The organism is Streptomyces sp. MK37H, from assembly GCF_018035285.1.
Lineage (GTDB): Bacteria > Actinomycetota > Actinomycetes > Streptomycetales > Streptomycetaceae > Streptomyces > Streptomyces endocoffeicus.
Genome location: NZ_JAAAYH010000093.1, coordinates 1 through 24,406 on the forward strand (window position 1 = coordinate 1; position 24,406 = coordinate 24,406).

General features: G+C 67.3%; 10 protein-coding genes and 1 pseudogene. 6 read left to right on the plus strand and 5 right to left on the minus strand.

Going from position 1 to position 24,406, the window contains the following annotated elements; genetic code table 11:
* Positions 1-1,549, minus strand: a 1,549-nt coding sequence (locus tag GWI24_RS15860; RefSeq protein WP_374103303.1) for a type I polyketide synthase, incomplete at its 3' end; no start/stop codon positions are given.
* A 320-nt stretch (positions 1,550-1,869) separates the two neighbouring features.
* Here GWI24_RS15860 and GWI24_RS15865 point away from each other — a divergent pair.
* Genes GWI24_RS15865 through GWI24_RS15880 form a run of 4 tightly spaced genes read left to right on the plus strand, consistent with a single transcriptional unit; the run spans position 1,870 to position 6,398 of the window.
* Positions 1,870-3,060 carry a cytochrome P450 gene (locus tag GWI24_RS15865; RefSeq protein WP_210946600.1) on the plus strand — a complete coding sequence of 397 codons (1,191 nt, stop codon included), beginning with the start codon at positions 1,870-1,872 and terminating at the stop codon, positions 3,058-3,060.
* A gap of 55 nt (positions 3,061-3,115) precedes the next feature.
* Positions 3,116-3,568, plus strand: coding sequence for a nuclear transport factor 2 family protein (locus GWI24_RS15870; RefSeq protein ID WP_210946601.1), 453 nt, complete (start codon positions 3,116-3,118; stop codon positions 3,566-3,568).
* A gap of 33 nt (positions 3,569-3,601) precedes the next feature.
* Positions 3,602-4,630 carry a 3-oxoacyl-ACP synthase III family protein gene (locus GWI24_RS15875; protein WP_210946602.1) on the plus strand — a complete coding sequence of 343 codons (1,029 nt, stop codon included), beginning with the start codon at positions 3,602-3,604 and terminating at the stop codon, positions 4,628-4,630.
* A 43-nt stretch (positions 4,631-4,673) separates the two neighbouring features.
* Positions 4,674-6,398 carry a 3-hydroxyacyl-CoA dehydrogenase family protein gene (locus tag GWI24_RS15880; protein WP_210946603.1) on the plus strand — a complete coding sequence of 575 codons (1,725 nt, stop codon included), beginning with the start codon at positions 4,674-4,676 and terminating at the stop codon, positions 6,396-6,398.
* 83 nt (positions 6,399-6,481) lie between these two features.
* Here the strand turns inward: GWI24_RS15880 and GWI24_RS15885 are convergent, their stop codons facing one another.
* On the minus strand, positions 6,482-9,274 hold the full coding sequence (locus GWI24_RS15885) for a LuxR family transcriptional regulator (RefSeq protein ID WP_210946604.1): 2,793 nt from the start codon (positions 9,272-9,274) through the stop codon (positions 6,482-6,484).
* Positions 9,275-11,036: 1,762 nt separating this feature from the next.
* Between GWI24_RS15885 and GWI24_RS46210 the strand changes: the two are divergent.
* Positions 11,037-11,324: pseudogene (locus tag GWI24_RS46210) on the plus strand (tyrosine-type recombinase/integrase); the annotation flags it as partial.
* 158 nt (positions 11,325-11,482) lie between these two features.
* Here the strand turns inward: GWI24_RS46210 and GWI24_RS46845 are convergent.
* From GWI24_RS46845 to GWI24_RS15905, 3 genes are all read right to left on the minus strand, one after another.
* Positions 11,483-11,944 (minus strand): DUF4304 domain-containing protein, encoded by a 462-nt coding sequence (locus GWI24_RS46845; RefSeq protein WP_210946605.1) that lies wholly within the window; start codon positions 11,942-11,944, stop codon positions 11,483-11,485.
* 2 nt (positions 11,945-11,946) lie between these two features.
* Positions 11,947-18,609, minus strand: coding sequence for a polymorphic toxin-type HINT domain-containing protein (locus GWI24_RS15900; RefSeq protein ID WP_247616421.1), 6,663 nt, complete (start codon positions 18,607-18,609; stop codon positions 11,947-11,949).
* A gap of 284 nt (positions 18,610-18,893) precedes the next feature.
* Entirely contained in the window at positions 18,894-22,478 is a 3,585-nt protein-coding gene (locus GWI24_RS15905) for a LamG domain-containing protein (RefSeq protein ID WP_374103304.1), read from the minus strand.
* A gap of 567 nt (positions 22,479-23,045) precedes the next feature.
* Here GWI24_RS15905 and GWI24_RS15910 point away from each other — a divergent pair.
* Positions 23,046-24,134, plus strand: coding sequence for an integrase core domain-containing protein (locus GWI24_RS15910; RefSeq protein ID WP_247616422.1), 1,089 nt, complete (start codon positions 23,046-23,048; stop codon positions 24,132-24,134).
* Positions 24,135-24,406: the final 272 nt, after the last annotated feature.

Sequence of the window (24,406 nt, forward strand, 5' to 3'; positions counted from 1 at the left end):
GGTCGGCCGCCAGCACCACGGCCCGGTGGCCGAGGGCCGCGCGGGTGGTCGCGAGCGACAGGCCCACGTCCACCGGCACCAGGTCGTCCCGCTCACCGGCGAACTCCGCCAGCCGTGCGGCCTGGGCGCGCAGCCCGTCCTTGCCCTTGCCCGATACGGCCCACGGCACGATGCCCGACCCCAGCGGGGCCGTGGCCCCGGCAGGTTCGGCGCCGGTGACGACGGTGGCCCTGGACCACTCCTCAACCACCACATGGCAGTTGGTGCCGCCCATGCCGAAGGCCGAGACACCGGCGAGCAGCGGGCGGTCGTCGTGGGGCCACGGTCCGGTGGCGTCCTGGACCCGCAGGTTCAGCCGGCCGAGCGGGATGTCGGGGTTGGGGGTGGCGTAGTTGAGGCTCGCGGGGAGTTCACGGTGCTGGACGCTGAGGATCGCCTTCAGCAGTCCGGTGATGCCCGCCGCGCCTTCGAGGTGGCCGACGTTGGTCTTCACCGAGCCGACGGCGAGGGGCTGGCTTGTCTCGCGGGCGGTTCCGATCACCTCGCCGAGGGCGGCGGCCTCGATGGGGTCGCCGACCTTGGTGCCGGTGCCGTGGAGTTCCACGTACTGCACGTCGGCGGCGTGGACCCCGGCCCGCTCGTGGGCGAGCCGTACGACCTCCTCCTGGGCGAGCCGGTGGGGCGCGGTGAGGGTGTCGCCGCCGCCGTCGTTGTTGACGGCGCTGCCGCGCAGGACGCAGCGGATGGGGTCGCCGTCGGCGATGGCCCGGTCCAGCCGCTTGAGGACGACCACGGCGCCGCCCTCGCCGCGTACGTAGCCGTTGGCGCGGGCGTCGAAGGTGTAGCAGCGGCCGTCGGGGGACAGCGCACCGAACCGGGCGATGCGGTCGGTGGTCTCGGGGATCAGGTTGAGGTTGACGCCTCCGGCGAGGGCGACCGTGGACTCACCCGAGCGCAGGCTTTCGCAGGCCAGGTGGACGGAGACCAGGGACGAGGACTGGCCAGTGTCGACGGTCATGCTGGGCCCGCGCAGCCCCAGGAAGTAGGAGACGCGGTTGGCGATGATGCTGCGGTGCAGGCCGGTCATGGAGTGCGGGGCGACCGCGCTGGGGCCGTGCTGGGCGGCCAGAGCCGCGTAGTCGTCGGAGATGACGCCGACGAAGACGCCGGAGCGGCCGTCGGCGAGCCGGCCGGGGGTGAGGCCCGCGTCCTCCAGCGCCTCCCAGCTCAGTTCGAGCATCAGCCGCTGCTGGGGGTCCATCAGTGCGGCCTCGCGCGGGGCGATGCCGAAGAAGGGCGCGTCGAACCGCTCGATCCGGTCGAGCCCGAGGAAGCCACCGCGCGCGGCGTCCGGCCCGTCGGTGTCCGACCCGAGGACGCCCTCCGCCTCGTCGTCCTCGGTGCGGCCCCAGCGCCCGGCCGGCGGGGCGCTGATGGCGTCCTCGCCGTGGCGCAGCAGCTCCCAGAACGCGGCGGGGTCCGGTGCCCCGGGAAGGCGGCAGGAAACCCCTACGACGGCGATCAGGTCGTCCTTCTTGTCCGCCAGCACTATATCCAGAGCTCCCCGAGAATTACGTACAGACCATCAATGGATCGGAAAGGGCGACTCGCAATTGGCCCGCGATGATGCCTCGATCCCAACAGGCCCCCGACCCCATGTCGACCCGCAACCCCAGGGCGCTTCGCCCCTAGACTCCGAACCTCCACCCCTAGCCTCTCGGGGGCGCCCCCTACCGGTCTTCTGGGGATGTCGCGGATTGCGTCTGGCACTACGGTTCCTACTGCCCGTCACTACCCGCTGGGCGCAATGACTCACCGGGAAGCCCCAAACACCGTGGCCGCCAAGCCCGTGGCCGCAAGGAGCTGTTCATGTCCGAACAGGCTATTTCCCTGACCCCACCTTCGGCAGCCGACGGCGGAGCGGCTCTGTTCGGCTGGCTGCGCCGGATGCGCGACGAAAATCCGGTCGTCCAGGGCAGCAATGGAAGCTGGTATGTGTTCCGTCACGCGGATGTGCAGCATGTGCTGACCGAGTACGCGGATTTCTCGTCGGATCCGACTCCGATATCCCCGAAGGCGGCCGAGGTCGCCAAGGGGGATATCGCGCAGATCGATCCGCCCGAGCACCATGGGCTGCGCCGTCAGGTCAGCCGGGTCTTCACCCCGCGCATGGTGGCCGGTCTGGAGCCGCGCATCGAGGAAATCGGCCGGCAGTTGCTCGACGATGTGGGCGATTCCGGGGAGCTGGATCTGGTGCGGCAGCTCACGCATCCGCTGCCGGTCATCGTGATCGCGGAGATGCTGGGAGTTCCACCCGAGGACCGGCCGATATTCCGGCACTGGGCGGACCGGATCATCGCCGCGAAGATCGCCGGTATCGACGATCCGGAGACGTACGAGCGGCTGCGCTCGGCGATCGAGGAGATGGACTTCTACCTGGAGGGGCAGCTCGACGAGCGGCGCTCGCATCCGGGGGACGACCTGCTGAGCAAGATGGTGACGGCCGAGGTCGACGGTGATCCGATCTCCGGCGCCGAGGCGGTCAACTTCGCCCGGTTGCTGCTCATCGCGGGGCACATCACCACCACGATGATGCTGTCCAGCTCGATCCTCTGCTTCGACGAGTACCCGGACGCGGCGCGTGAGGTGCGCGAGGACCGTTCGCTACTGCCCGCGGCGATCGAGGAAGTGATGCGCTACCGGCCGCCGTTCACGATCACCGGCCGGTACACCACCCGGGACGTGGAGATTTCCGGGGTGACGATTCCCAAGCGTTCGGTGGTCATTCCCTGGCTGGCGTCGGCGAACCGGGACGAGCGCCAGTTCACGGATCCGGATGTATTCGACATTCACCGGTCGCCCAATCCCCATCTGGCCTTCGGCAAGGGGATTCATTTCTGCATCGGCGCGCCGCTGGCCCGGCTGGAGGGCAGGGTGGCCCTGAATCTGCTCTTCGACCGCTATTCCGATGTGCGGCTCGACCGGGGCGCCACCCTCGAATTCTATGAGCAGAACTTCTTCGGTGTGAAATCCCTGCCGGTCTCGGTGAAGCGCGCCTGAGCGGCCCGAGACGCCCGTGACGAAACCCACCCCAGCGCGAACAGGCGGAGACCAGATGCGGGATGAAGCAACGGCAAAGCGTGTGATCCTCGAACATTGCCGGATGATCAACGAAGGTGATGTCGACGGGCTGCTGAAGCTGTATGCCGAGAATTGCAGCTTCGAGGACCCGGTGGGCAACGGAAAGCAGTACGGGCTGGAGGCGCTGAGTCAGCGCGCCGCCGCCGCGATCTCCTCCGGGGCCTATGAGGACGCCGCCACTCCGGTCGCTTCCAAGGACGGGAGTTGGGCGGCCGTTCCCATGGTGTCCACCTTCAATTACCTGCCGCTGGCCGGCCCCGCGATGGCGCAGACCGGGCTGCTGCCGCCGGAGCCGCCAGAGGACCCCGAAAACAAAATGATCCGGGTCAATATCGTCATGGTGATCCGGGTCAATGAGGAGGGCCTCGCGGACCAGATGCAGGCATTCTACGGGCGCAGCGACGCGACCATCATCGACAAGAAATGACCGCGCGCCAGGCGTGGCCGCTGGGAGACTGACATGAACATCGGTGTTCTGGGCACCGGGTCCTACCTTCCCGCAGATACGGTCTCCAACAGTCTGGTCGGCGAGCGGGCGGGCGTGACCGACGAGTGGATCGTGCGGAAGACCGGCATCCGCAGCCGCAGATACGCGGCCGAGACCGAGGCCACCTCGGATCTGGCGGTGGCGGCGGCGGAGCCGGCGCTGCGGGCCGCGGGCATCACGGCGGAGCAGCTCTCGTGGATCGTCGTCGCGACGTCCACTCCCGACCATCCGCAGCCGGCCACCGCGTGTCTGGTGCAGCACCGGCTCGGTGCGCGCCACGCCGCCGCGTTCGACGTCAACTCGGTGTGCAGCGGCTTCGTCTTCGCCCTGGAGACGGCGGCCCGGCTGCTGTCCCCGACCCGCGTACCCGGGCCCGGCTCGATGCCCCCGGCGCCCGGGTACGCGCTCGTCATCGGCGCCGACGTGTACTCGCGCATCATCGACCGGGCCGACCGGCGCACCGCCGTGCTGTTCGGCGACGGCGCGGGGGCGGTGGTCCTCGGACGCGCCCGCCCGGGCCGGGGGCTCATCGGGTCGCGGCTGGCCAGCCATGGCGAGTTGCACGAACTGATCCGTGTCGAGGCGGGCGGCAGCAGGCTGCCGGCCTCCGAGAAGACGGTGGCCGACGGCGCGCACTGGTTCCAGATGCGGGGACGCGCGGTGAGCGAGTTCGTGGCCCGTGAACTGCCCCTGGCGATCGATGCTTTGCTGGACCAGTACGGGGTGGCTCCGGCGCAGGTGGACCACTTCGTACCGCATCAGGCCAACGGGGTGATGCTGCGCGACGCGTTCCCCGGACTCGGCCTGGACCGGGCGCGGATGCATCTGACCGTCGCCGAGCACGGCAACACCAGCGCGGCGTCCATCCCGCTCGCCCTGGACACCGCGTGCCGCGACGGGGCGTTCCGGGACGGGGAACTGCTGCTGCTGGCCGGGTTTGGCGGCGGGATGTCCGTTGCCTCGGCGCTGCTGCACTGGGACGGCGACGCGAACCGCGGCTGAGCCCCCCTTTGCTCCCGCACCCTCAACGGAAGGATTCATCGGCATGGCACAGCGCTTTTCGAAAGTCGCGGTGATCGGCATCGGCACCGTCGGTGCCACGCTGACCGGGCTGCTGGCCCGCGGCGGGGCGACGGTGGTCGCCGTCGAGGCGGACGAGACGGAACGCGACCGCGCCCGGGAGCGGGTGGCGGCCACCGGCACCGGGGAGACCGAGCTCGACCGGGTCCACTTCACCACCCGGATCGAAGACGCCGCCGGTGCGGACCTGGTGATCGAGGCCGTACCGGAGCGGCTGGAGACGAAGATCGAGGTGATCGACCGGGCGGGCGTCGTCTGCGGTCCGGACACCGTGTACGCAACCACCACGACCGGCCACGCCGTCACCGAACTGGCCTCGTCCCTGAGCCGGCTGATGACGCACACCGTCGGGCTGCACCTCTTCCCGACACCCGCCGCCACGGCGCTCGAAGTGGTCTGCACCCCCATCACCGACCCCGCGGTCCGCGACGACGTGGTCGCCCTGGTGCGCTCCCTGGACCTCCAGCCGGTGCTGGTGCACGACCGCCCTGGTTTCATCGGCGGCGCGCTCACCATGGCGTACCTCAACAGTGCGGTGGCGATGTACGAGCAGCGCTACGCCTCCCGCGAGGACATCGACACCGCGATGACGCTGGGCTGCGGGCTGCCGGTCGGCCCGCTCACGCAGCTCGACACCATCGGCCTCGACGTCGCGCACGCCTCGCTCCAGGCGCTGTACGAGCGCACCGGCAGCCGCGTCTACGCCCCCGCCCCGCTGCTCTCCCACTACGTGGCCGCCGGGCTGCTGGGCCGGAAGGCCGGCCGCGGCTTCTACGACTACACCGCGGGCGCCGCCGCCCCGGCCGCCGCCGAGGCCCCCGCGCGCCCCTCGCGGCCGGTACGCACCATCGGGGTGGTCGGCTCGGGGACGATGGGCGCGGGCATCGCCGAGGTGTGCGCCCGGTCCGGCTATCCGACGGTGCTGGTGGCGCGCAGCGAGGTCCGGGCGAAGGAGGCGCTGCTGTCGGTGGAGCGCTCGCTGCACCGGGCGGTCGGGCGCGGCAAGCTGTCGCCCGAGGAGCTGGAGGCCACCATGGTCCGGCTCACCTCCACCGCGCAGTACGAGTCGCTGGACGCGTGCGATCTGGTGATCGAGGCGGTGGTGGAGGACCTGGCGGTGAAGCGGGCGCTGTTCACCGAGCTGGGCGCGGTCACCGGCCCGGACACGGTACTCGCCACGTCCACCTCCGGCCTGCCCATCATCGAATGCGCCACCGCCACCGGCCGTCCGGAGAACGTGGTGGGCATGCACTTCTTCAACCCGGCACCGGTGATGAAGCTGGTGGAGGTGGTGCGCACCGCGCTGACCTCGGAGGAGACCGTGGGCACGGCGTACGGGACAGCCACCGCGCTGGGCAAGCGCCCAGTGGGCTGCTCGGACCGGGCGGGCTTCATCGTCAACGCCCTGCTGTTCCCGTACCTCAACCGGGCGATAGAGCTGGTCGAGACGCATGCCATCGCCCCGGACGACATCGACACCGTGATGGCCGGCGGCCAGGGGTATCCCATGGGGCCGCTGCGGCTACTCGATGTGATCGGACTGGATGTGTCGCTGCAGATCCAGCGCACCCTGCACGACACGTTCCTGGACTCGTCGCTGGCTCCGGCGCGCTACCTGGAGCACCTGGTGCGCGCGGGATATCTGGGCCGCAAGACCGGGCGCGGCTTCCGGGACCACGGCTCGGGCTGACCGGATACCAGGCACGGAACGGCGTACGGGGCGTGGTCGGCCGGACCACGCCCCGCACGCACGGGTCAGACGATGCGCATGGGTCAGACGATCTCGCTCATCTCGAACTGCAGGTCGATGGGGAGCTGTTGCCGGCCCCCTATCTTGAGCTTGCGGTACACCCGGGTCAGATGCTGCTCCACGGTGCTGACCGTGATGTAGAGCCGCGAGGAGATGTCCCGGTTGGAGTAGCCGCAGGCCGCGAGCACGGCCACCCGCTTCTCGGAGTCGCTGAGCTTCGCCTCCCGGGTGTCCACCGTGGCCCCCTGGGCCATGCTGTCCCAGATCTCGTCGTTGTGTTCGAGCCGCATCCGGGCGCACAGCGGTTCGGCACCGCACTCCTTGGCGAGCTGCCACGCCCGGCGCTGGGCCATGGCTGCCTGGGTGGTGTCGCCGAGGACGCGGTGGGTCTCGCCCAGGTCGTACAGAGCGCGGGCCATCTCCAGCCGGTCGCCGGACGCCTGGAGCTGGGCCACCGCGCGGGTGAGCAGCGGCGTACGCTCGCTCAGCTCGGCCGTTCCGGCGAGCAGCCGGAGCGACAGGCCGCGGATCCGGGCGCAGCCCCCGTCGGTGCGGGCGAGCTGCTCGGTGAGCAGCTTCTCGGCCTCCTCGCGCTCCCCGAGCCGCAGGAGCACCTCGGCGACATCGCCGCGCCAAGGCGCCCAGGTCGGCTGGTCCACGCCCCAGCGGTGCGCCAGCCGCCCGACGGTGAGAAAGTCCTCCAGCGCTATGTTCAGCCGATTGGTGCTGAGGTGGTAGTGGCCGCGGGCGCGCAGGTAGACCATGCCGTACGCGCTGCCGAACAGGGATTCCGAGGCGGGATGGTTGAGGGTGCGGGCACCCGCCTCGTAGTTGCCCATTGTGGTCTGGGCCATCAGCTGGAGCCCGATCAGCACCCCGGCCAGCACACTGCCCTTGTGCTCGGGGATGCGGTCGAGACCGGCCCGGGAGTAGGTCTCCACGTCCTCCAGGTTGCCCTCGCGCCAGGCGACCTCGGCCCGCATGCCGGCGAACAGCGCGTACCACCCACCCGCCTTACGGCGGGCCGTCTCGTCGAGGAAGGTCTCGCACCAGTGGCGCGCCGCCTCCAACCGATCCGAGAACATCAGGCATTTGACGGCGGTGCAGATGTGGTCGAGGGTCGCGTCGGTGAGCACGGAGCGCTGGAGCAATTCCTGGGCCGCCGCCTGCACATCGTTCTCGCTGGTGGCCAGGCCCAGGTTCCAGGGCACGAGCTGCTGCCGGCCCTGCGGATCGGAGCCGGGTGTCAGGATCTGCGTCGAATCCCCCTTCCCCTCGGCGGTGATCAGCCGCCCCTGGGCCCACGGGTAGTATGTCTCCATGATCATCGACAGCGGTGTGGCAGGCTCCGGGGAGCGCTCACCGGTCACCTTCCGCAGCGCTCCGATGACGGCGTTGGCCTCGTCGATGCGGCGGTGCATGATGAACAGGTCCGCCACCGCCAGGTACTGCTGTGGGGCGACCCGCCCGGCCTCCAGCTCGGCCAGCAGCTCTTCGGCGATCTTCTCCGTGGCCGAGGGGTTGTTGCGGCGCAGGATGACGGCGGTGCGGATCCTGATCTCGACGCACTGCTGGGCGTCGGTGCACAGCCGGTGCGCCAACTCCAGGTATTCCACGGCCAGTCGGTCGTGGTCCTCGGCGAGCACCTCTTCGGCCGCGTCCCGCAGCACCGACACGGTCCACGGCTCGTCGATGCACTCGGCCGCGCGCAGATAGGGGGCGAGGGTGGCGGCCGGGGCGCCATCCACATAGAGCAGGATCGCGGCGCGGTGGTGCAGCTGGCGCCGGTACTCGGGGTCCATCGCCTCCAGCACCCCGGCGCGGGCCGCCGGGTGCCGGAAGTGCCAGTCCTGGACCACCCCGGCCGCCTCCAGTGCGCGCAGCCCCTGTGCCACCGCGACCCGAGGCAGATCGCACAGCCGGCTCAGCGAGTCCAGGGTACTGGCCTCGCCGAGCACCACCAGACCGTCGACGACCTTGGCGGCCATCGGGCCACTGCGGTCCAGGCAGGTGAGCACGGCGTGGGAGAACGCCTCGGTGGCGATGACGGGTTCTGGCAGCTCGCGCTGGCAGCTGGGGGCGGGCGCCATGAGCCGGTCCTCCAACAGGGCCCGCAGCAGGAGGGGATTGCCGCCCGTCATGGCGTAGATGTCGGTCACGGCCGAGTCGTCGGATGCCAGTGGCGGGTGGTGCGCCGCGAGCACCTCGGCCGTACCCGCGCGGTCGAGGCAATTGAGGCGGATACGCTGGAAGTTGGGCTGCCGGAGAAACTCGGTGCGGTAAGCCGGGTCGCGCTGTGCGTAGTAGAGGGCCTCCGTGAAGACCATCATGAGACGCGTGGAACGGGAACGCCCCGCAATATAAAGAAGATATTGCAGCGAGATGTTGTCCACGTGCTGCAGATCGTCGATGGCGATGAACACCAGACGGTCCCGGAGGACCTCGTGCAGGGCGGCACAGAACTTCTGCATTCTGGCGGCACGGACTGGCGCCAGACGCTCCGCCGCACCGGGGTCGGTGGTCGCCTCGTCCTCGTCCAACAGCGCCTGAAGACGGCGCCCCGATTCCCTTGGCAGCGACGGGCTGTCGACCAATTGCCGTAATACGCCGAAGGGAAGGTCACCCTCCCAGCGCAGGGCGGCCGCTCTCAGGACGACCGCGCCGGCGGCAGCCGCGCCGGCAGCCAGGGCCTCCAGCAGTTCAGTCTTGCCGGAGCCCACCGGCCCTTCGATGACTACGGTTTTCGCTCTGTTCGTCGCAGACTCAGCCAGGGCAGATTTCAGTGTATCGAGCTCTGCTTCCCTACCGATTAGCATGCCGAACTTATACCCCCGCGTTTTCGTCGACCGCAGGCAAAAACCCCTATCGGTGCGACAATGGGGGCCAACAGTGACGACTGCAAAAGATTTGCAAGATTCCCCGTTTGGTTTCGCCTCGGCCGAAGTCCACTACTAGATGACCAGTCTCGATGAAACCCCTGAGGTCGCGCCGCTGTCAACCACTCCCCGGACGCGCTGGGGAGCGGGTCGAATACGCGAAGTGGAGACCGCCTTATCGGGCTTATACCATAAAGCACCACATAGCCGCGTACAGATGGCTACGTTCGGCGACATTGTCACTACTCAGGGGAAGAATTCCGGCCATCCGTGAGGCAGGTCACTATCTCGTCAAAGAATCCGCCCGCCCACGCCTCGGACGGGCGCAATCTAAGGGGTTCCGGGGGCACTTTAGGGGTGGGCAGTGTGCATCCATTCTCCACCCAGCGGTGTCGGCCGTTTCTCTTCGCACAGAGATATTGAGTGGACCCGCGTCATTCACCGTTCGCCACCCCGTTCACCAGCACTTCCCCGAAGCGGGCAGGGGATATCCGGAATCGAACGGTTAGGCGCACACACCTCCAGCGCGAGCGAGAGAAACGACGTACGGCCGAGGTAGAAGCCGATGGACACCTCCCCGCCGTGTGCCAACCGCTCCCCGATGTGCGGCACCCGACAACCGTTCCCGCATCGGGTGCCGCGGAAGGCCCCTGACGGGGTGAAGGCCGGCGGCGACCGTCACCCCATGGGCTGGTCAGCCGGGCGGGCTGCCCGGCCCGGTGCCCCACGTGGTGTCGGGCTCGTCGGCCGGATGAACGACAGCGAACCGCACAAGCGCAGGAACGACCCGTCCACACACAAGGCGTCATGGCCCCTGCCGCCCAGCCGGGCCGCGGCCACGTAGCGGTTCGTGTCGGAGGCGCCCGCTCCGCTGATCGTGACGGCGTGCCGCTCCCCCGCCGGTACGATCACCGCGCACGGAACGTGTGGTGCGGTCAGCAGCTGGAGACGTAGCGCAGCGGGCCGCCTCCGCTGACCGCCCAGAACCCGTCGGGCCGCTGTGAACGTGGCGACCCCCGGGGCGGCTCGATGTGGCCGAGGGGGGCGGGCGGCATCAGCGGATGAAGGACCGCCTAAACCGGTCCCGTCAGCTCAGCGCCGCGTCTCCTTCACCGCGACGTCGGCCACCGCGGGCCACGTCCACGCTGTGGCCCCCGCCGGAGCGGGTGTGTCCGGTGTGCGAATGGGAAGCGTGGGTCGTTCGGCGAACGCGTTTGACCGGGAGCTTTGCGGCGGTGTCGGGAGGATGGCCGTGCCGCTGCCGGCGAAGACGGCGTCGAACGCGGAGGTGAACTTGGGGTCCCGGCCACGGATGAGGAACCGGAAGCACCCGGCTCTGTCCTCAAGGTCCATGACGAGGTCGCGGGCGAGTTGCGTGACCCATGCGCCGGTCGGGTGAGCGGTGACGCTTCCGGTTCCTCATCCGCAACCGGGGACACCATCGGCCTGCAATGCCTGTACGCCCTGGTCTTCCTCGAGCACGCCTGCACATCGCAGGCGTGCACACCCGACCGCCCCCTGGGCCACCCAGCAAGCCCGCAGCCTCACCACCGACCTCGGTATACGCCTGGACTCACTGCGCTTCCTCATCCGAGACCGCGACAGCAAGTACACCGACGCCGTCGACGCCGTGTTCCAAGCCGAGGACGTCTAGATCATCAAGACGCCAGGTCCGGGCGCCAAGGGCCAACGCCCACTGCGGGAGCGGCGCATCGCCCCGCCGACGCCATGCCTGCGTTCCCTCGAACATCACCGGGCGCAGCAGCACCCGGAGCGAAATGCGGCAGGTCGAAGGGTCCCCACCCTCACCCGGCATTTCAACGCCCTGCTGGGCCGGGCCGGGCTCCGACGCATCCGGTTCCACGACCTCCGCCACTCAGCGGCCACCCTCCTCCTGGAGCCGGGAGTGGAACTCGTCGTAATCAAGGAACTCTTCGGCCCGGCCGACGATGCCCCCGAGGACCCACCCGCCTCAGCCGTCGTCCACTGACGTTGCCGTCAGCGTTGCCGTCAAGGACCTCAAGAGCCCCATCGGATCACGTCCGATGGGGGCTCCTGAGCGGTGTCAGTCACTGCATCATAGCTATTTCTGACCATTCTGGCGGGTCACAGATGCCTGACTTTCCCGCCACCACTTAATCAAGGACGCTAATCAGTTGAGTCCAGCAGTGAGCGCATTTCCCGATGCACGAACACTCTCTCCGTCACAGCAGAATCTAGGGCATCCTTCAAATCACCCAGCCCGGTGATTCCGCTCATGAATTGAGCGATAGGTGTTCCGATCTTGCTCGCAAGGGAAGATCGGAATTCAACCTCAGAGACCTCTCGCCCAGAATCCCCCCTCAGAAGGAGGAGCCCCTCAGCGGTAACGGATTTGAGAGAGTCCAGCCTGAATCGAACTTGACATTTTGATTCAGGTAGCCACGAATTCTCGGCTTGACTTACGGGCGAGAAGGCAATGTTGACGTAGCACGACTCATCCCACCTGGACTTTTGGACATTGATCACCGCATACAGGTCCGATGTGACTCGATACCAACTGTGGCCATGTCGTTGGAATCCTAGCGGGTTGACCGCTTCACCGATGACTCGGACTACTGCACTCTGCACAGTCAATCGAACCTCTTATAGATGTCCAGATGCCCGGTCCAAGACTGGCCAGTCATCTCCTCAAGTTCTTCGACATAGCCCTTCAGCTGCCGACGTCCGGTCGCCATGCTACTAGGAGCGTCGGATTTGAGTTCGCGAACCACCCGGTTCTCCCAGTCGATCGCGTCAGGCCTGCGCCCGCTTGGGAGCGTCACTTCATAGTCATATCCGTCCCCCAGTGCGGTTCGGTAATTCTTGTGAGTCAACCGCCCCCGAGCCGCTTCCGCATTCTCGCCCGACGTGAATCTTCCCTGCGCATCACGCCGACAACTCGAATTATGAACGAGGACCGGAGTCTCGCCCGCCAGCACATAGTACGTGTGGATTGTACTGACTGTGAGGTCGTACGTGCGTTGCAGCTTCGTGAAGTGGCGCACGGAGGTGACCGTCACGGCTTCGCCCTTGTCCGTGCGGAGCGGCATGCCGGTGATGACGTCGCCGGCGTCCACCCAGCGGGCCTCGCTCGTTACCCAGAACGGGTGGGTGTCGGTGGCGATGATCGACGCGGGTCGGTCACCGGACTTCACTGTGAGGTCGGTGAAGTCCTTGTCATCGTTGGTGACGATCGTCGCTACGACCGGGCGGGCCTCGCTCTTCCCGGTTTCGGGATCGGTGGCGAGAACCTTATCGCCGACCTTGATGTCCTCGATGTCACTGTGACTGCCGTCTGCGAGCTCGACCTGCGTTTCTCCGGTGAAGCTGTGGCACTTCTCGACCGCCTTCTCGGCTGCGTCGACCGCATCGTCAGCCTTCTTCTCGGCCTTCCGTGCCTTCTTCCAGATCTTGACGCCCTTGAGGGCCTTCCCCGGGCCCGGCAGATCAGCCGCAGCCCAAAGACACCCGGAGAGTTTGAAGTCTCCGCACTTCTTCCATTCCGATGTGTCCGGGCCGAAGAAGTCCACCGCCAGTTTTAAGACGCTGAACAGTCCCGTGCCGGCTTTCTCATCGTGATAAGGGCCGGGCACGGGCGGAGGTCCGGGACTCGGTGCGGGCGTCGGGTAGGAAGCTGAAGTGGACGCCGTACCCCCACCGCTACCGCCGCCACCGCCTCCGCCTCCATGGCGCCGGCCACCACCGCTGGGGTAGTGGTTCTCTGGTGGGGCATTCTTACCGGCGTCTCCACCGTTGGTCGGCATGCAGTGCCCGTTGCCGGGGTCTACACAAAGGCCCGTGGGGTCCGAGTCAGTGACCGGATTCTGGTTGGCATAGCTGTAGCCGTTGAGGGACTGTCCCTGGTCGGGAGTGAGGAGCGGGTCGAGGCTGATGAATTGGCCGGTGACGGGGTCGTATTCGCGGGCGCCGATGTGGGTGAGGCCGGTGACGCCGTCGGCCGGCTTGCCGAGGAACGCCTTGTCGTCCGGCCATGTGGTGGGCTTGGTACCGCGCGGAGCGCCGAAGGGGGTGGTGTAGCGCTTGCTGACCGCGCGGGTGCCGACGTCGACGGCCAAGGTGCCGGTGCCGTGGTGGTCGGCGGCGAGGAAGGTCAGCTTCGTGGTGGACTGGCCCTTTGTGCCGGTGCGCTCCGCGATGGTCTGCCCGGCGCCGGTGTAATAGCGGGTGCCGGTCAAGGTCTTCGCTGAGCCCTGGGCAGTGAGACGGACCTCGGTGGCGCCCAGGTAGAGGACCGTGTCCCCGTCGGCCGTCGTGGCACGGCGGATGAGGAGCTCGCCGTCGGCGTCGTAGAGGTAGCCGGTCCCCGTGGCCGCCTTCCCGCCCTTCGCAGGTTCTGAGGAGGCCGCGAGTCTGCCTTCCGTGTTCCAGGCCAGGGTCTGTTCGGCCTGGGTGCCCGGCCGTGTGGTCGTGTTACCTGCGGCGTCGTACGTGTACGCGGCAGTGGCGGGTGGTGTGCTTCCCGGCTTGGTCGTGCGGGTCCCGGCCAAGGGGTGCGGCTGCCCCTTGGCCGTGCCGTACGCGTAGGTTGTCGTCGTATCGCCCGCCACCGCGTGCTGAGTCTCGGATTCCCGCTGGCCCGCCACGTTGTAGGTGTAGGACGTCCAGTACGGGGCAGCGCCGCCGAGATTCGCGGCGGTCCGGCCGGAATCTGCGCAGTCCGCCGCCTTCGGTGTCCACGCCTCGGCCAGGCGCCGATAGCCGTCGTAGCCGAAGCATTGGTAGTCGGCCTTGCCGGTGCCACCGAGGTTCGTGCTGTCGAAGATCGACGTCACGTTCCCGGCGTCATCCTGCGTGTACTTCAGGTCCTGAAGCAGGTATCCGTAGGTCTCATCACGTGTGAAGCCGCGTGTCAGGCGTCGAGTCCCGTCCTCGTACTCATAGCTCGTGTACAGCTTCTTGCTGTCCGAGGCGGGGGATGTTCCCAGTTCCAACTGGCGCAGGTCCCCGACGGGGGAATAGACGGCGTCCAGCAGATAGCTGGACGCGCCCGTGGTGGTGAGCTGCTGGCCGGTCGCGTTGTATGTGTAGGAGACCGACTCGCCCGACAGCCCGCCCACGGCCGGCTCTCCGGTCTTCTTGACCGTGCCATCGAGCCGGTAGTCGGTGAAGAAGGCCAGTGTGGAGGGTACGCCGGCCTGAACGAGCGGGTCGTTCCCCGGCAGGAGGAGCTGGGAGTCGGTCGGCTGGTACAGGCTGTTGTATCGCGTGACTTTACGGGTGTACGCCTTGCCATCGACGCCGCCTTCATAGCGGGTCGCCGAGTCCTGCTGCCCCTTTGCGAGGGTGTCGAAGGTCCAGGACGCCAGCTTGTTGGCGGCCGTCTTGGAGGACTGCCACATGCCGGTATTGCGGCCGAGTTCGTCGTACTCGTACAGCAGGGTGTTCTTGTTCGCGTCGTCCGTGGAGCTGATGTGGTCGAGCTCGTCGTAGTGCGTGGATGTCTTGCCCTTGTCGGGGTCGTCAGCCGTGCTCAGTCGGCCGAAGAGGTCGTAGGTGTACGTCCATGTGGCGTTGTCCGGGCCGACGATGGTCTTCTGGTCGCCGTCCGGTGTGTAGGTGAACTTCGTGGTCGTGTACTTCGTGCCGGTCGGGCTGGTGCCCGGGTACTCACGGCGCTCGGTGACCCGACCCAGGGCGTTGGTGACCTCGGCGACGGCTGACCCGCCCGCCGGGGCGGTGGTCGCGGCGGTGTCGCCGGTGTAGGTGGTCGTCGTGGTCCAGCGGTCGGTGCCGCGGACCTTGGTGACCGCCTGGACCGGGCGGCCGGCGCCGTCGTATTTCGTGTCGGTCTGGGTGGGTGCCTGGCCGCCGTCGGTTTCCACCGCTTCGCCCGACGGGCCGTTCTTCTCGTCCCAGATGTCGGCTTGAGAAGAGACGGGCAGTCCACGGTCGTCGTACAACGTCTGCGAGATGACCCGCCCGCCGACCGGTGACGGCTCCTGCGTCTGACGGGGGCGCAGCAGGCTGTCGAAGATTTCGTAGGTGGTGTTGTATCCGGAGCCGTCGCCCTTGAGTGTGCCCGTGGAGATCCACGGGAGGGATGCGTTGGTGACCTTGTAGTCGTATACGTAGTTGGGCTTCTCATCGAGGTCACTGGACCGGTTGGGCAGCCACACCTTGGTCACCCGGCCGAGGCTGTCGTACTCGGTCTTGGTGATCTTCTTGTTGGGGTCGGTGACCTTGAGCGGCGAACCCCGCGCCGGATCGACCGCGGTGATGGTCGTGAAGCCCTTGGCATCGGCGGTCACGGTGGAGGTCAGCGGACCGGCCGTCTCGGGCGTGTAGGCGGTGGTGGTGTTGGTGCGGTCGAGAGCGTCCTTGACAGTCTTCGGTCGACCCAGCGTGTCGTAGGTGGTGGTCTCGACCTTCTGCCAGCTGGGGTCGTTGGTGTCGGCGTAGCCCTTGGCGCGGCCGGTCCAGCGGATTTCTCCCCGGGTGGGGGTCTGGTCCTCCGACCAGGTGGTGCTGTCGTACGCGGTGGCCACATCAGAGACGACGTCACCGCGGCGCGAGGAGTCAGCGGGAAGATCGAGGTCCGCGGCCGTGACCGAGCACTTCCGCGACACGGTCTGGGCGCGCGCGATCAGTGAGCTGATGCCCGCCTTGTCGTTGCGTGCGTACCAGTTGCGGGTGCAGGTCTCGTCACCGCTGACCGCGTCGTCGCCACCGTCCTCGACGGTGGCGGGCATGCCGAAGTCGTCATAGGTGGTGGTCTGGGTGCGGACCCTGTCCACCGGGCTGATGCCGCTGGTAATCCTGGTGCGATCGTGGGTGGCCCTGGTCCGGACGTAGTATGCCTCGGTGTCCGCGTAGGACTTGTGCTGGGTGGCGGTGCGCTTGGACCACGGGTCGCTGATGCTGCCGGATACCTCGGCGTCGCCGTTGTAGGTCACCGACTCACGTGTGAACCCGGCGTACGGGTCGGAGTCGGTGATCTCTGCGGCCGTGATTCCCGTGACCGTCACCGTCTTCCGCTTGTCCGGATCGACGCCCTTGCCGTCAGGTGTCAGTACGCGGTCGCCGTCCATGCCGCGCAGGTAGACGGTGACGGTCCTGGACTGCGTGCCGTCGCCGGCGCCGGTTCGGTGGATGACCTTGCCGTAACCCCGCCACTCCGACCAGGTGCGTTGCTTCGCCGGCGTCATCGGGTCGTCGTTGTAGTGCCAGGCCGCGCCTCCCTCGTACGTGTAGGAGTGGACAACGGCTTCGGAGCCGCCCTTGGGGTCGGTGGTCCGCACACCGGTCACCGGATACTTCTGGAACCAGTCGAGCTGCGGGTCGGCCGCACCGTTGGGTGACCAGAAGACCGGGAAGCAGCGCTTGGTGTTCTCATCCGCCTTCGGCATCGTCCGGCCCGCGACGCAGTCGGCTTCCGCGTAGTCGACGATGGTTTGGGCACCGGCCTCGGAGGTGATGGCCTTCACCCGTGGCTTGTCCAGCGACAGAATGTCGTCAGTCGCACCGTCCACACGGTTCGTGAGCCAGGTGTGAGTGAACTTCACCGGGTCCAGGGGGATGTCACTGCCGCGCTTTCCGGTGCGCTTGATCTCATCCAGCCACAAGGACTGATCGGACGAGTCGCCCGTGTCGCCCGGGTCGAGATAGGTCTGCTTGAGCGCCCAGGAGTCGACGGGTTCGTAAGCGGGTGTGGGAGCGTCCGCGTTCCAGAAGTAGGTGGTGATGTCCGTCAGGCGCTTGCGCGTGAAGAAGGAAGGGCCGACGTTGCCGGTGCACTTGTCACCGTCCTTGCACACCGCGTCGAAGGGCACGTCCGGCCAGTTGTCACGGTGATCCTCGTTCAGCGAGTCGCAGCCGGTGCCGGAGGCCACGCACCGTTCCGCGGCGGTGAACGTGACCTTGTTCGAGGCAGAGGGGGTCGCGGAGAACAGAGCATCGGCGCGCTGCCCGTAGCGGATCTCCTTGAGATAGCCGCCGCGTATGTAGTTGGTGCCGGGGTCGTCTTTGCCGTTCTTGGCGTAGTTGTTGTGCTCGGCGTTGTACCAGTACGTCATGGCGTTGTTGTGGGTGTCCTCGACGTAGTCGAGGTTCCAGCGCCATGCCTGCCTCTTGTCCCGCTCGCCGAAGGACGAGCCCGAGGAGTAACCGGGCTCCCCTTCGTCGTCGCCGAAGACCGGCACGGTCCAGACCGACTCCGTGCGGTCGTCCGCGGCCGCGCCGTCCAGCTTGTTGAGTCCGAAGACGTACTTGGTGCCGTCGCCCGTGGTGACCGTCCAGTACTCGCCGTTGTCGTCGCCGTTGTCGGCACCGGTGGAGTGCTGGACGGTGGAGGCGTCGTCGTTCTTCAGCCGCCACGTGCCGCTGGTGTCGTCCTTCACCAGTTCCGTCGCCTTGCCGTTGAGCACGAGCGAGGCGTTGTCGTACTTCCAGCACAGATCGAACTTGTCGTCCTGCCCGTCGTCGTTGCAATTGCCGTACTTGCGCTCGATGTACGACGAGGTGAGATCGAATCCCTCACCGATCCAGGAGCCCTGGTTGTTGGTGTTCGCCGTTCGTCCGTCGACGCTGCCGGAGTCGTACGAGATCGACAGATCCGGTGCGGGCCCAGCCGCTGCGGGAGGCATGCCCAGCGGATACGTCCAGGTGAAGGAACCCGAGGACCCACCCGCCTCCCACGTGGACGAGGCCGAAAGCGGCGTCGCCCTGTAGTCGCCACCACCGGACTTGGCGGCGGCGGCCACTGCGAGGACCTTCACCTCGCCGCCCGGCTTCGCGGCGAAGGTGAGCGGTGTGGAGAGCTGCTCCTTGTGCCGCTTGTTGACCGCCCGAAGGGGGCTCTGCGCACGGCAACCGGTCTTCTGTGGTGTCGTCAGCGCGCATGCCGGGAGCTGCAGGAGGGTCAGGCGTCCCGCCCAGTCACCGCCGTATGCCGCGGCGAAGTCTGCGTAGCTGATGCCGAGCTTCGTGCTACCCCCCTCGGCCGAAGCGACGGCCTTGAGGAGCACGCCCTTGACCCCGGCCTTCCGGGCTCGGCCTTGGTCCATCACCTGGATGCTCAGACTGGGAGTGGCGTGGACCTCCCTGCCCACCGCACCGAGGGTGACGGGCAGGCCGCCCGGCCGGGCCTTGGCCGAGCCGTTGTCGGATACCGCCAGGCGCGCGGTACCGGCCTTCGGCCACGTCACCTTCCTGGCCTGGTCGCGGCGCGCCGCCTCGGCGGCCGAGCGGTCTGCCGCCTCGCTCTCTTTCACCAGAGCGGCAGCCCTGCGGTCCATCTTCGGAGAGAGGGGTATGACCTCGTCCGCCCGCGGGGCCTCCAGCTTGGGTCTGCCGAGCCCTTTGGCTTCTGACTCGAACGTGACCGGTGACAGCAGTCCCGGCACCAGCGACAAGCCGGCCACCGCGGCGACGCGCCCCAGCCAGCGGCCTCTCCGCGCTCTACTTCCGACTAAGACACCACGGGCCGACACGATCCGTTTCACTCCCCGTCCCCATCGCATGCGGTCCGCACCGCGCTCGTTGTCCCGCCTCGTCGGCCGTCCGTCACGGCGGCCGGGTATCACGAGTGCTCCAGTGGTCCGGCATCCAGGACCTGCGAGCGAATCTGTTCGGCGCTCATGGCCCCCGCCCAGATCCTCAGCTCCTCCACGGCCCCGGGCAGATAGTGGGCCGTGCTGCCGCTCCCGGTCCCCCGGCCCAGGGCCAGCTCACCGGTGCCTTGCTGTTCGGCCGTGAAACCGGCCCGGTCCAAAGACTCCTGGTCGGAATCCCCGACGTACAGGTGCACTTTCCCGTACCGGGTCTCGGTCTTCTCCGGGTCATCCGGGTCGGTCCATTCCCATGCCTCCTGGGCGTCGAAGGTCCCCGTCACCTGCACCCAGGTGTCCAGCTCGGCGTTTTCCTCTCCGGGTACGGAAGCGCTCTGGGTCGCCTTGCCGGTGCCATCGACGCTTGTGCGGGTGAAGCGCCATCGGTAGGTGTCTTCCGCGGGCTTGGTCACCCACAGCGCCCAGGACGATTCGGTGCCCGTCCGCTGCCCGGTCACCTGGGCTTCGTAGCCGATGGGCTTGCCGGAGAGCTTGGCACTGTCGAGGCGTACGCGAGCCGAGGCCGTGAAGGAACCGTTCTCGTCGAGCACCGGTCCCGTCGTGGAGGCGTAGCCGGAGGTTCCGTCCAGAAGCAGCGCGTTGTCGTCTTCGTTCAATGTGGCCCCGGTAGAAGACAGCTTCATCGCGGCTGCCGGGTATGGAGTGCCTTCGTCGATCTCCGTTCCCTTTGCGGCGGAGGCGTCCCACATGGCCACCAGTTCGTTGGGCGGCGCCTCGCTTCCCATCAGCCGGGCCTCTGTGCGGATCTCGTCCGCGGTCAGCACGCGCTGCCAGAGGGCCGTTTCGTCGATGCGGCCGTGGAAGTACTCACCGTACGTACCCCCCACCTTGGATCGGCCGAACTGCAGGCCGCGGTTGGCGGTCCACGGCTCGTAACCGGCCGCCGCTTTCGACAGCACCACAGGGTCGCCTTGTGGTCGCCCGTTGAGGAACAACTGGATGGTGTCGTTCGACTTGTCGGTATCGCCCTTGGTGTCGAAGACTCCGGCCAGATGTGTCCAGACCTTGAGCGGAGGGTTCTGCGCGTTGGCGAAGGAGCGGATGTATGTGGGGTCGTTGCGGTCCTTGTCCGTACGGTTGAAGATCCACTTCTTGTATGTGGAGGAGTAGTACAGGGTGAAGCCGGAACCGTCTTCTCCCGGCTCGGTCAGCACCACCCTGTTCTCGGTGGAGTCGGTGAGGTACGCCCAGGTCGAGACAGTGAATGAGTCCTGGGTGTTCACTGCCGCCGTGGATGTGGCGGCATATCCGCTGGTGGCCGAGGAGTCGTTCAGCCACAGCGAATAGTCGGCGTCGCCCCGCCGCCCGAAGGTCGACCAGCCCGTTCCCGCCTCGTCGTAGAGGGTGGCGTCATGCCGGGTCCCCTCCGTGGCACTGTCGACGGCCTTGGTTACACCGGAACCCGGTGCCCCGTCCGCGAAGTGCCATCGGCCTACAGGGCCCGCGGCCGGCGCCACAGCGAAGGTGAACTCCGCGGGGGTACCCCAGCGATTGCGTACGTCCTTGGCCTCCACGGACAGCACCTGGGTCCCGGACAGTGGCGGAGTGACATTCAAGGTGATCCGTGCTCCGGCGCTCTGTTTGGTGTTCGCGGCCGTCGTGGTCAGCAACCGCCAGCGATAACCTGTGATGTCCGTATCGGCGGCGTTCGGCTTGACGGAGAACGTGCCGGCCACACCGGGGCCACCCATCCCCACGCACTGGTTCGGCTGGCACTCGGTGTAGGGCTTGCCCGCCGTGATCTGCGGTGCCTTCGGAGCGGTGGAGTCGATCTTCAGGTAGCACCAGGAGGAGTAGGACGAGAACAGATCACCCGACTTGCCGCCGTAAGCCCAGTGCGACTGCGTCCGCGCCTTGTAGCGGTACAAACCACCGTCGGCCCGGTCCGTTGTGCGCATCTTCTCCAAGGTGCCATCCGGGTCCCAGCCGCTGTCCGGTCGGTAGCCGCTCCACACCTTGTCCCATGCCCCGTCGTCCTGTTTGCGCTCCATCCAGAACTCGGCCTGGAGCGAGCCCTTGTCCTCGCCGCTCTTCGGTTGCGTTCTCGTCTGGACGCGTGCCTGGACCATCGGATCCTTGCGGGTGACGACCAGCGGATCCGAGGAGGACGTCCTGCAGTAACCGGAGGTCCCGTCCCCCGGAATCACTCCCACCGAGGTGGGCACACCGGGTCTGGGAACGTAGGTGACCTTCAGAGTCGCGTTGTCCTCGAATCGCTTCCATGCGGTGGCGTCGGTTTCGTCCTTCGCACGCAGCATCAGCGTGAGCCGAGAGATCTTGCCGTCAGCGAAGGACCTGACCGTACTCGCGAGGTTCTCGTCCGACTCGTCGGGGTTGTCGTTGAACTCGATCCACGCGTCGGGCTGTTCCGGACTGCAATTCTTGCCCCGCCCGGCGGAAACATAGCGATCGCCCATCTGATCGAGTTGCCTGGGTCCCGGCCAGCGCGTGCCCTCGGAGATGTTGTCGGTGCGCTCCAAGTCCACCCAGTGCGGATCGCAATCGAATGACCATGTCTCGTGAGCGCGGAAGGTCGCATCCAGCACGTACTTCCCGACGAGCTTTGATGGCGCGAACTCGAAGTACATTCGGTCCACGTAGCCGGCCCCGCAGTAGTAGCCGTTGGCGCTGCCGCACTTGCCGACTCCGAGACTGCCGTCGAACTGCCAGAATCTGTCCCCGTCGGACGAGAGCTTGGTGCGCTCCGAGGCGCCGAGGCCGACTGGCGGATCGATGTAGACCGGGTAGACAGTCTTGTCTCCGCGCAACAACCCGAGGTCCGGCTTCACGATCACCGCACCGTCCTGCACTGTGACGGGCAGTACTGCGCTGGCATCGCCATTGCCGGGCCGCGTTTGCGGACCTCCCTCCTCCGGTGCCGTCGTCACCAGGGCTTTCGGGGCCTTCGGACCGTCCGCGGCGAGGCCCTCGGCGTCTCCGGCCGAGTCCCACATCTGGCCGGCCGGGCCCTTGAACACCGCGTTGCCGTCATCATCCATCGCACGCAACCCGCCACCCGCGCCGGGAGCGGCTTCAAGCCCGACCCCGGATACCGACAACTTGATCTGCTCAAGGTCGGGATTGGCGGCCGCCTGAGCCGTCCGCACGACGAGAACCTGGCGATAGCCCTCTGCCGTCGCTGTCAGCTGAAGGTCCACTCCGTCCAGCACATCCGGATACGTGGCAGTGGACCCGTCCAGCCTCGGCGCAGGAAGTTGCCCAGGCCAGGAAAGGCGAATCGTCTTACCAGCCGTTCCCAGACGCAGGAGCTCGGCGTCACCACCCCCGGAGAACGCCAGGTCGACCACCACACTCCTGGGCCCGACACTGCCGTCAGAGCGGCGCTCCAGCGTGGTGTCGACATCACGCCATGATCCGTCGTCCGCTCTCACTCGCTGCGGGACCGAGGACTGCTCCAGCGTGAACGTCCCGTCCGGGTTTGCGAAAGTCTGCGAGTACTCGGCTCGCTGGGCAGTCACCTCCACAGGCTCACCCGATGCAGCTGCTCGCTCCGATGCGCTCAGCGCCTGTGCCACGGGTAACGCATCCGCAGTTGCAACTGGTAACAAGACCAGCGATACGGCGACGATCGCCGCGGCAGACGCCCCCGCGACGGCGCGACGCGCCGCACTCATCCCACCGCCGCGTACGCGACGACTCCACCTCAACCCCACAGTCCCCACCCCGGAGTCACAGAATCTTCATATGTGTGACGAAGTAGATCCAACATAAAGGCACAGCGTCAAGAGTGATCCGCGTGCCTCATGGCGCCTGGGAGCGATTTCCAGCTACCCAGCGCCCATGCGAGAAGCCTTCGGCTGGCCACCACATCTCTTCGTGCGGGCGACGTGTTTGATCGTGTAGGAGCACGCGCGGAACTGGTGAGCACTGCGGTGTGACGGTCCGCCGCGCGATTGGTCTACGTACGCGTGGCCAGCATGTTCGTGGCGCTGCGCCTGAGGATCGCCCCCACTATCTTGATTCGCTTGGCACACTATTTCCTGACAGTCACACTCTGTGAGTGCCGGGAATTATGTCACCCGGGCTGACCTGCTGGTTCGGATCTGCCAGACCTCAGGAGCAGCCAGCCGTTCTGAGGCACCATGCCGGTCGTGGCGATAAGGCTGATCTACCTGCTCGCCTGCCAGACCTTCCAATGGCTTGCCCTGCTTGCCCGCTCAGATGCCTCAAAGGACACAGAGATTTTGATGCTCCGGCATCAACTCGCCATCGCACAACGCGCCCAGCCACGGCCGCGCTTCTCCCGGAGCGACAGGGCTGTCATGGCAGCACTGCTCCGGCTCGTCAGCAAACAGCGGCGTACCCAGGTGGCCTTGCTGGTCTCTCCGCGATCGGTCCTGCGCTGGCACGCACGGCTCATCGCCTGGAAGTGGACCTACCACTCCCGTCGTCCGGGTCGGCCACCGAAACCAGAGGCCCTGCGGCAACTGGTCGTGCGTTTGGCGCGGGAGAACCCTGGATGGGGATACCGCCGCGTTCACGGAGAGTTCGGCGGCCTGGGGCACAACGTCGCCGCCTCCACCGTCTGGTCGATCCTGAGGGAGGCCGGGATCGACCCGTCGCCACAGCGTACGGACCGCTCCTGGGCCACCTTTCTCAAAGCCCAGGCCTCCGCGATCGTAGCCACCGACCTGTTCCACATCGACACGGTCTTGCTGCGGCGCTGGTTCGTGCTGTTCTTCATCAACCACGGCACCCGGCGGGTGCACATCGCAGGCATCACCCGACACCCGACCGGACCCTGGATCACCCAGCAAGCGCGCAACTACCTCATGGACCTCGGCGACCACGCCGAGTCGGTCAGATTCCTCATCCGGGACCGCGGCGCATACTTCACCGACACCTTCGACGCCGTCTTCCATGTAATCGGCGTACACGTCCTTCCGACACTGCCCCGGATACCCCGGATGAACGCCATCGCGGAACGCTGGATCGGATCATGCCGCCGCGAGGCGACCAACCGCGTCCTGATCACGGGAGAGCGCCACCTGCGCCTCGTCGTCAGTGAGTACGCGGAGCACTACAACCAACACCGGCCACACCGATCCCTCGGACAACGGGCGCCGGGCCTACTCACCGAGCCCGAATCACCCACCGCCATCGACAACACTCGCATCCATCGACGCGATCGACTCGGCGGCCTCATCCACGAATACACGCAGGTCGCATAGGGGTGACACAGGTTTCCGGCACTCACAGGCTCCCGCCGGAGGACACCGAGCGAAGGACGGAGCTGCTGGTGGACCAGCTCGCCATGCTCTGACGCACCGTCCCGGATGGCACACGGCTGGTCCTCGGGCCCCGCTGCCTGCCTGCGGCATCGCTTCCGGCCACTCGCGCCAACACGGCGCAGCCGCGGATCGCCGGCCCCGTACCCCCGACGGGGCACCCGGCCCGGAAGCTGCGGTGCTCATTGATCACGACTCGATACGCACCCTAGGAC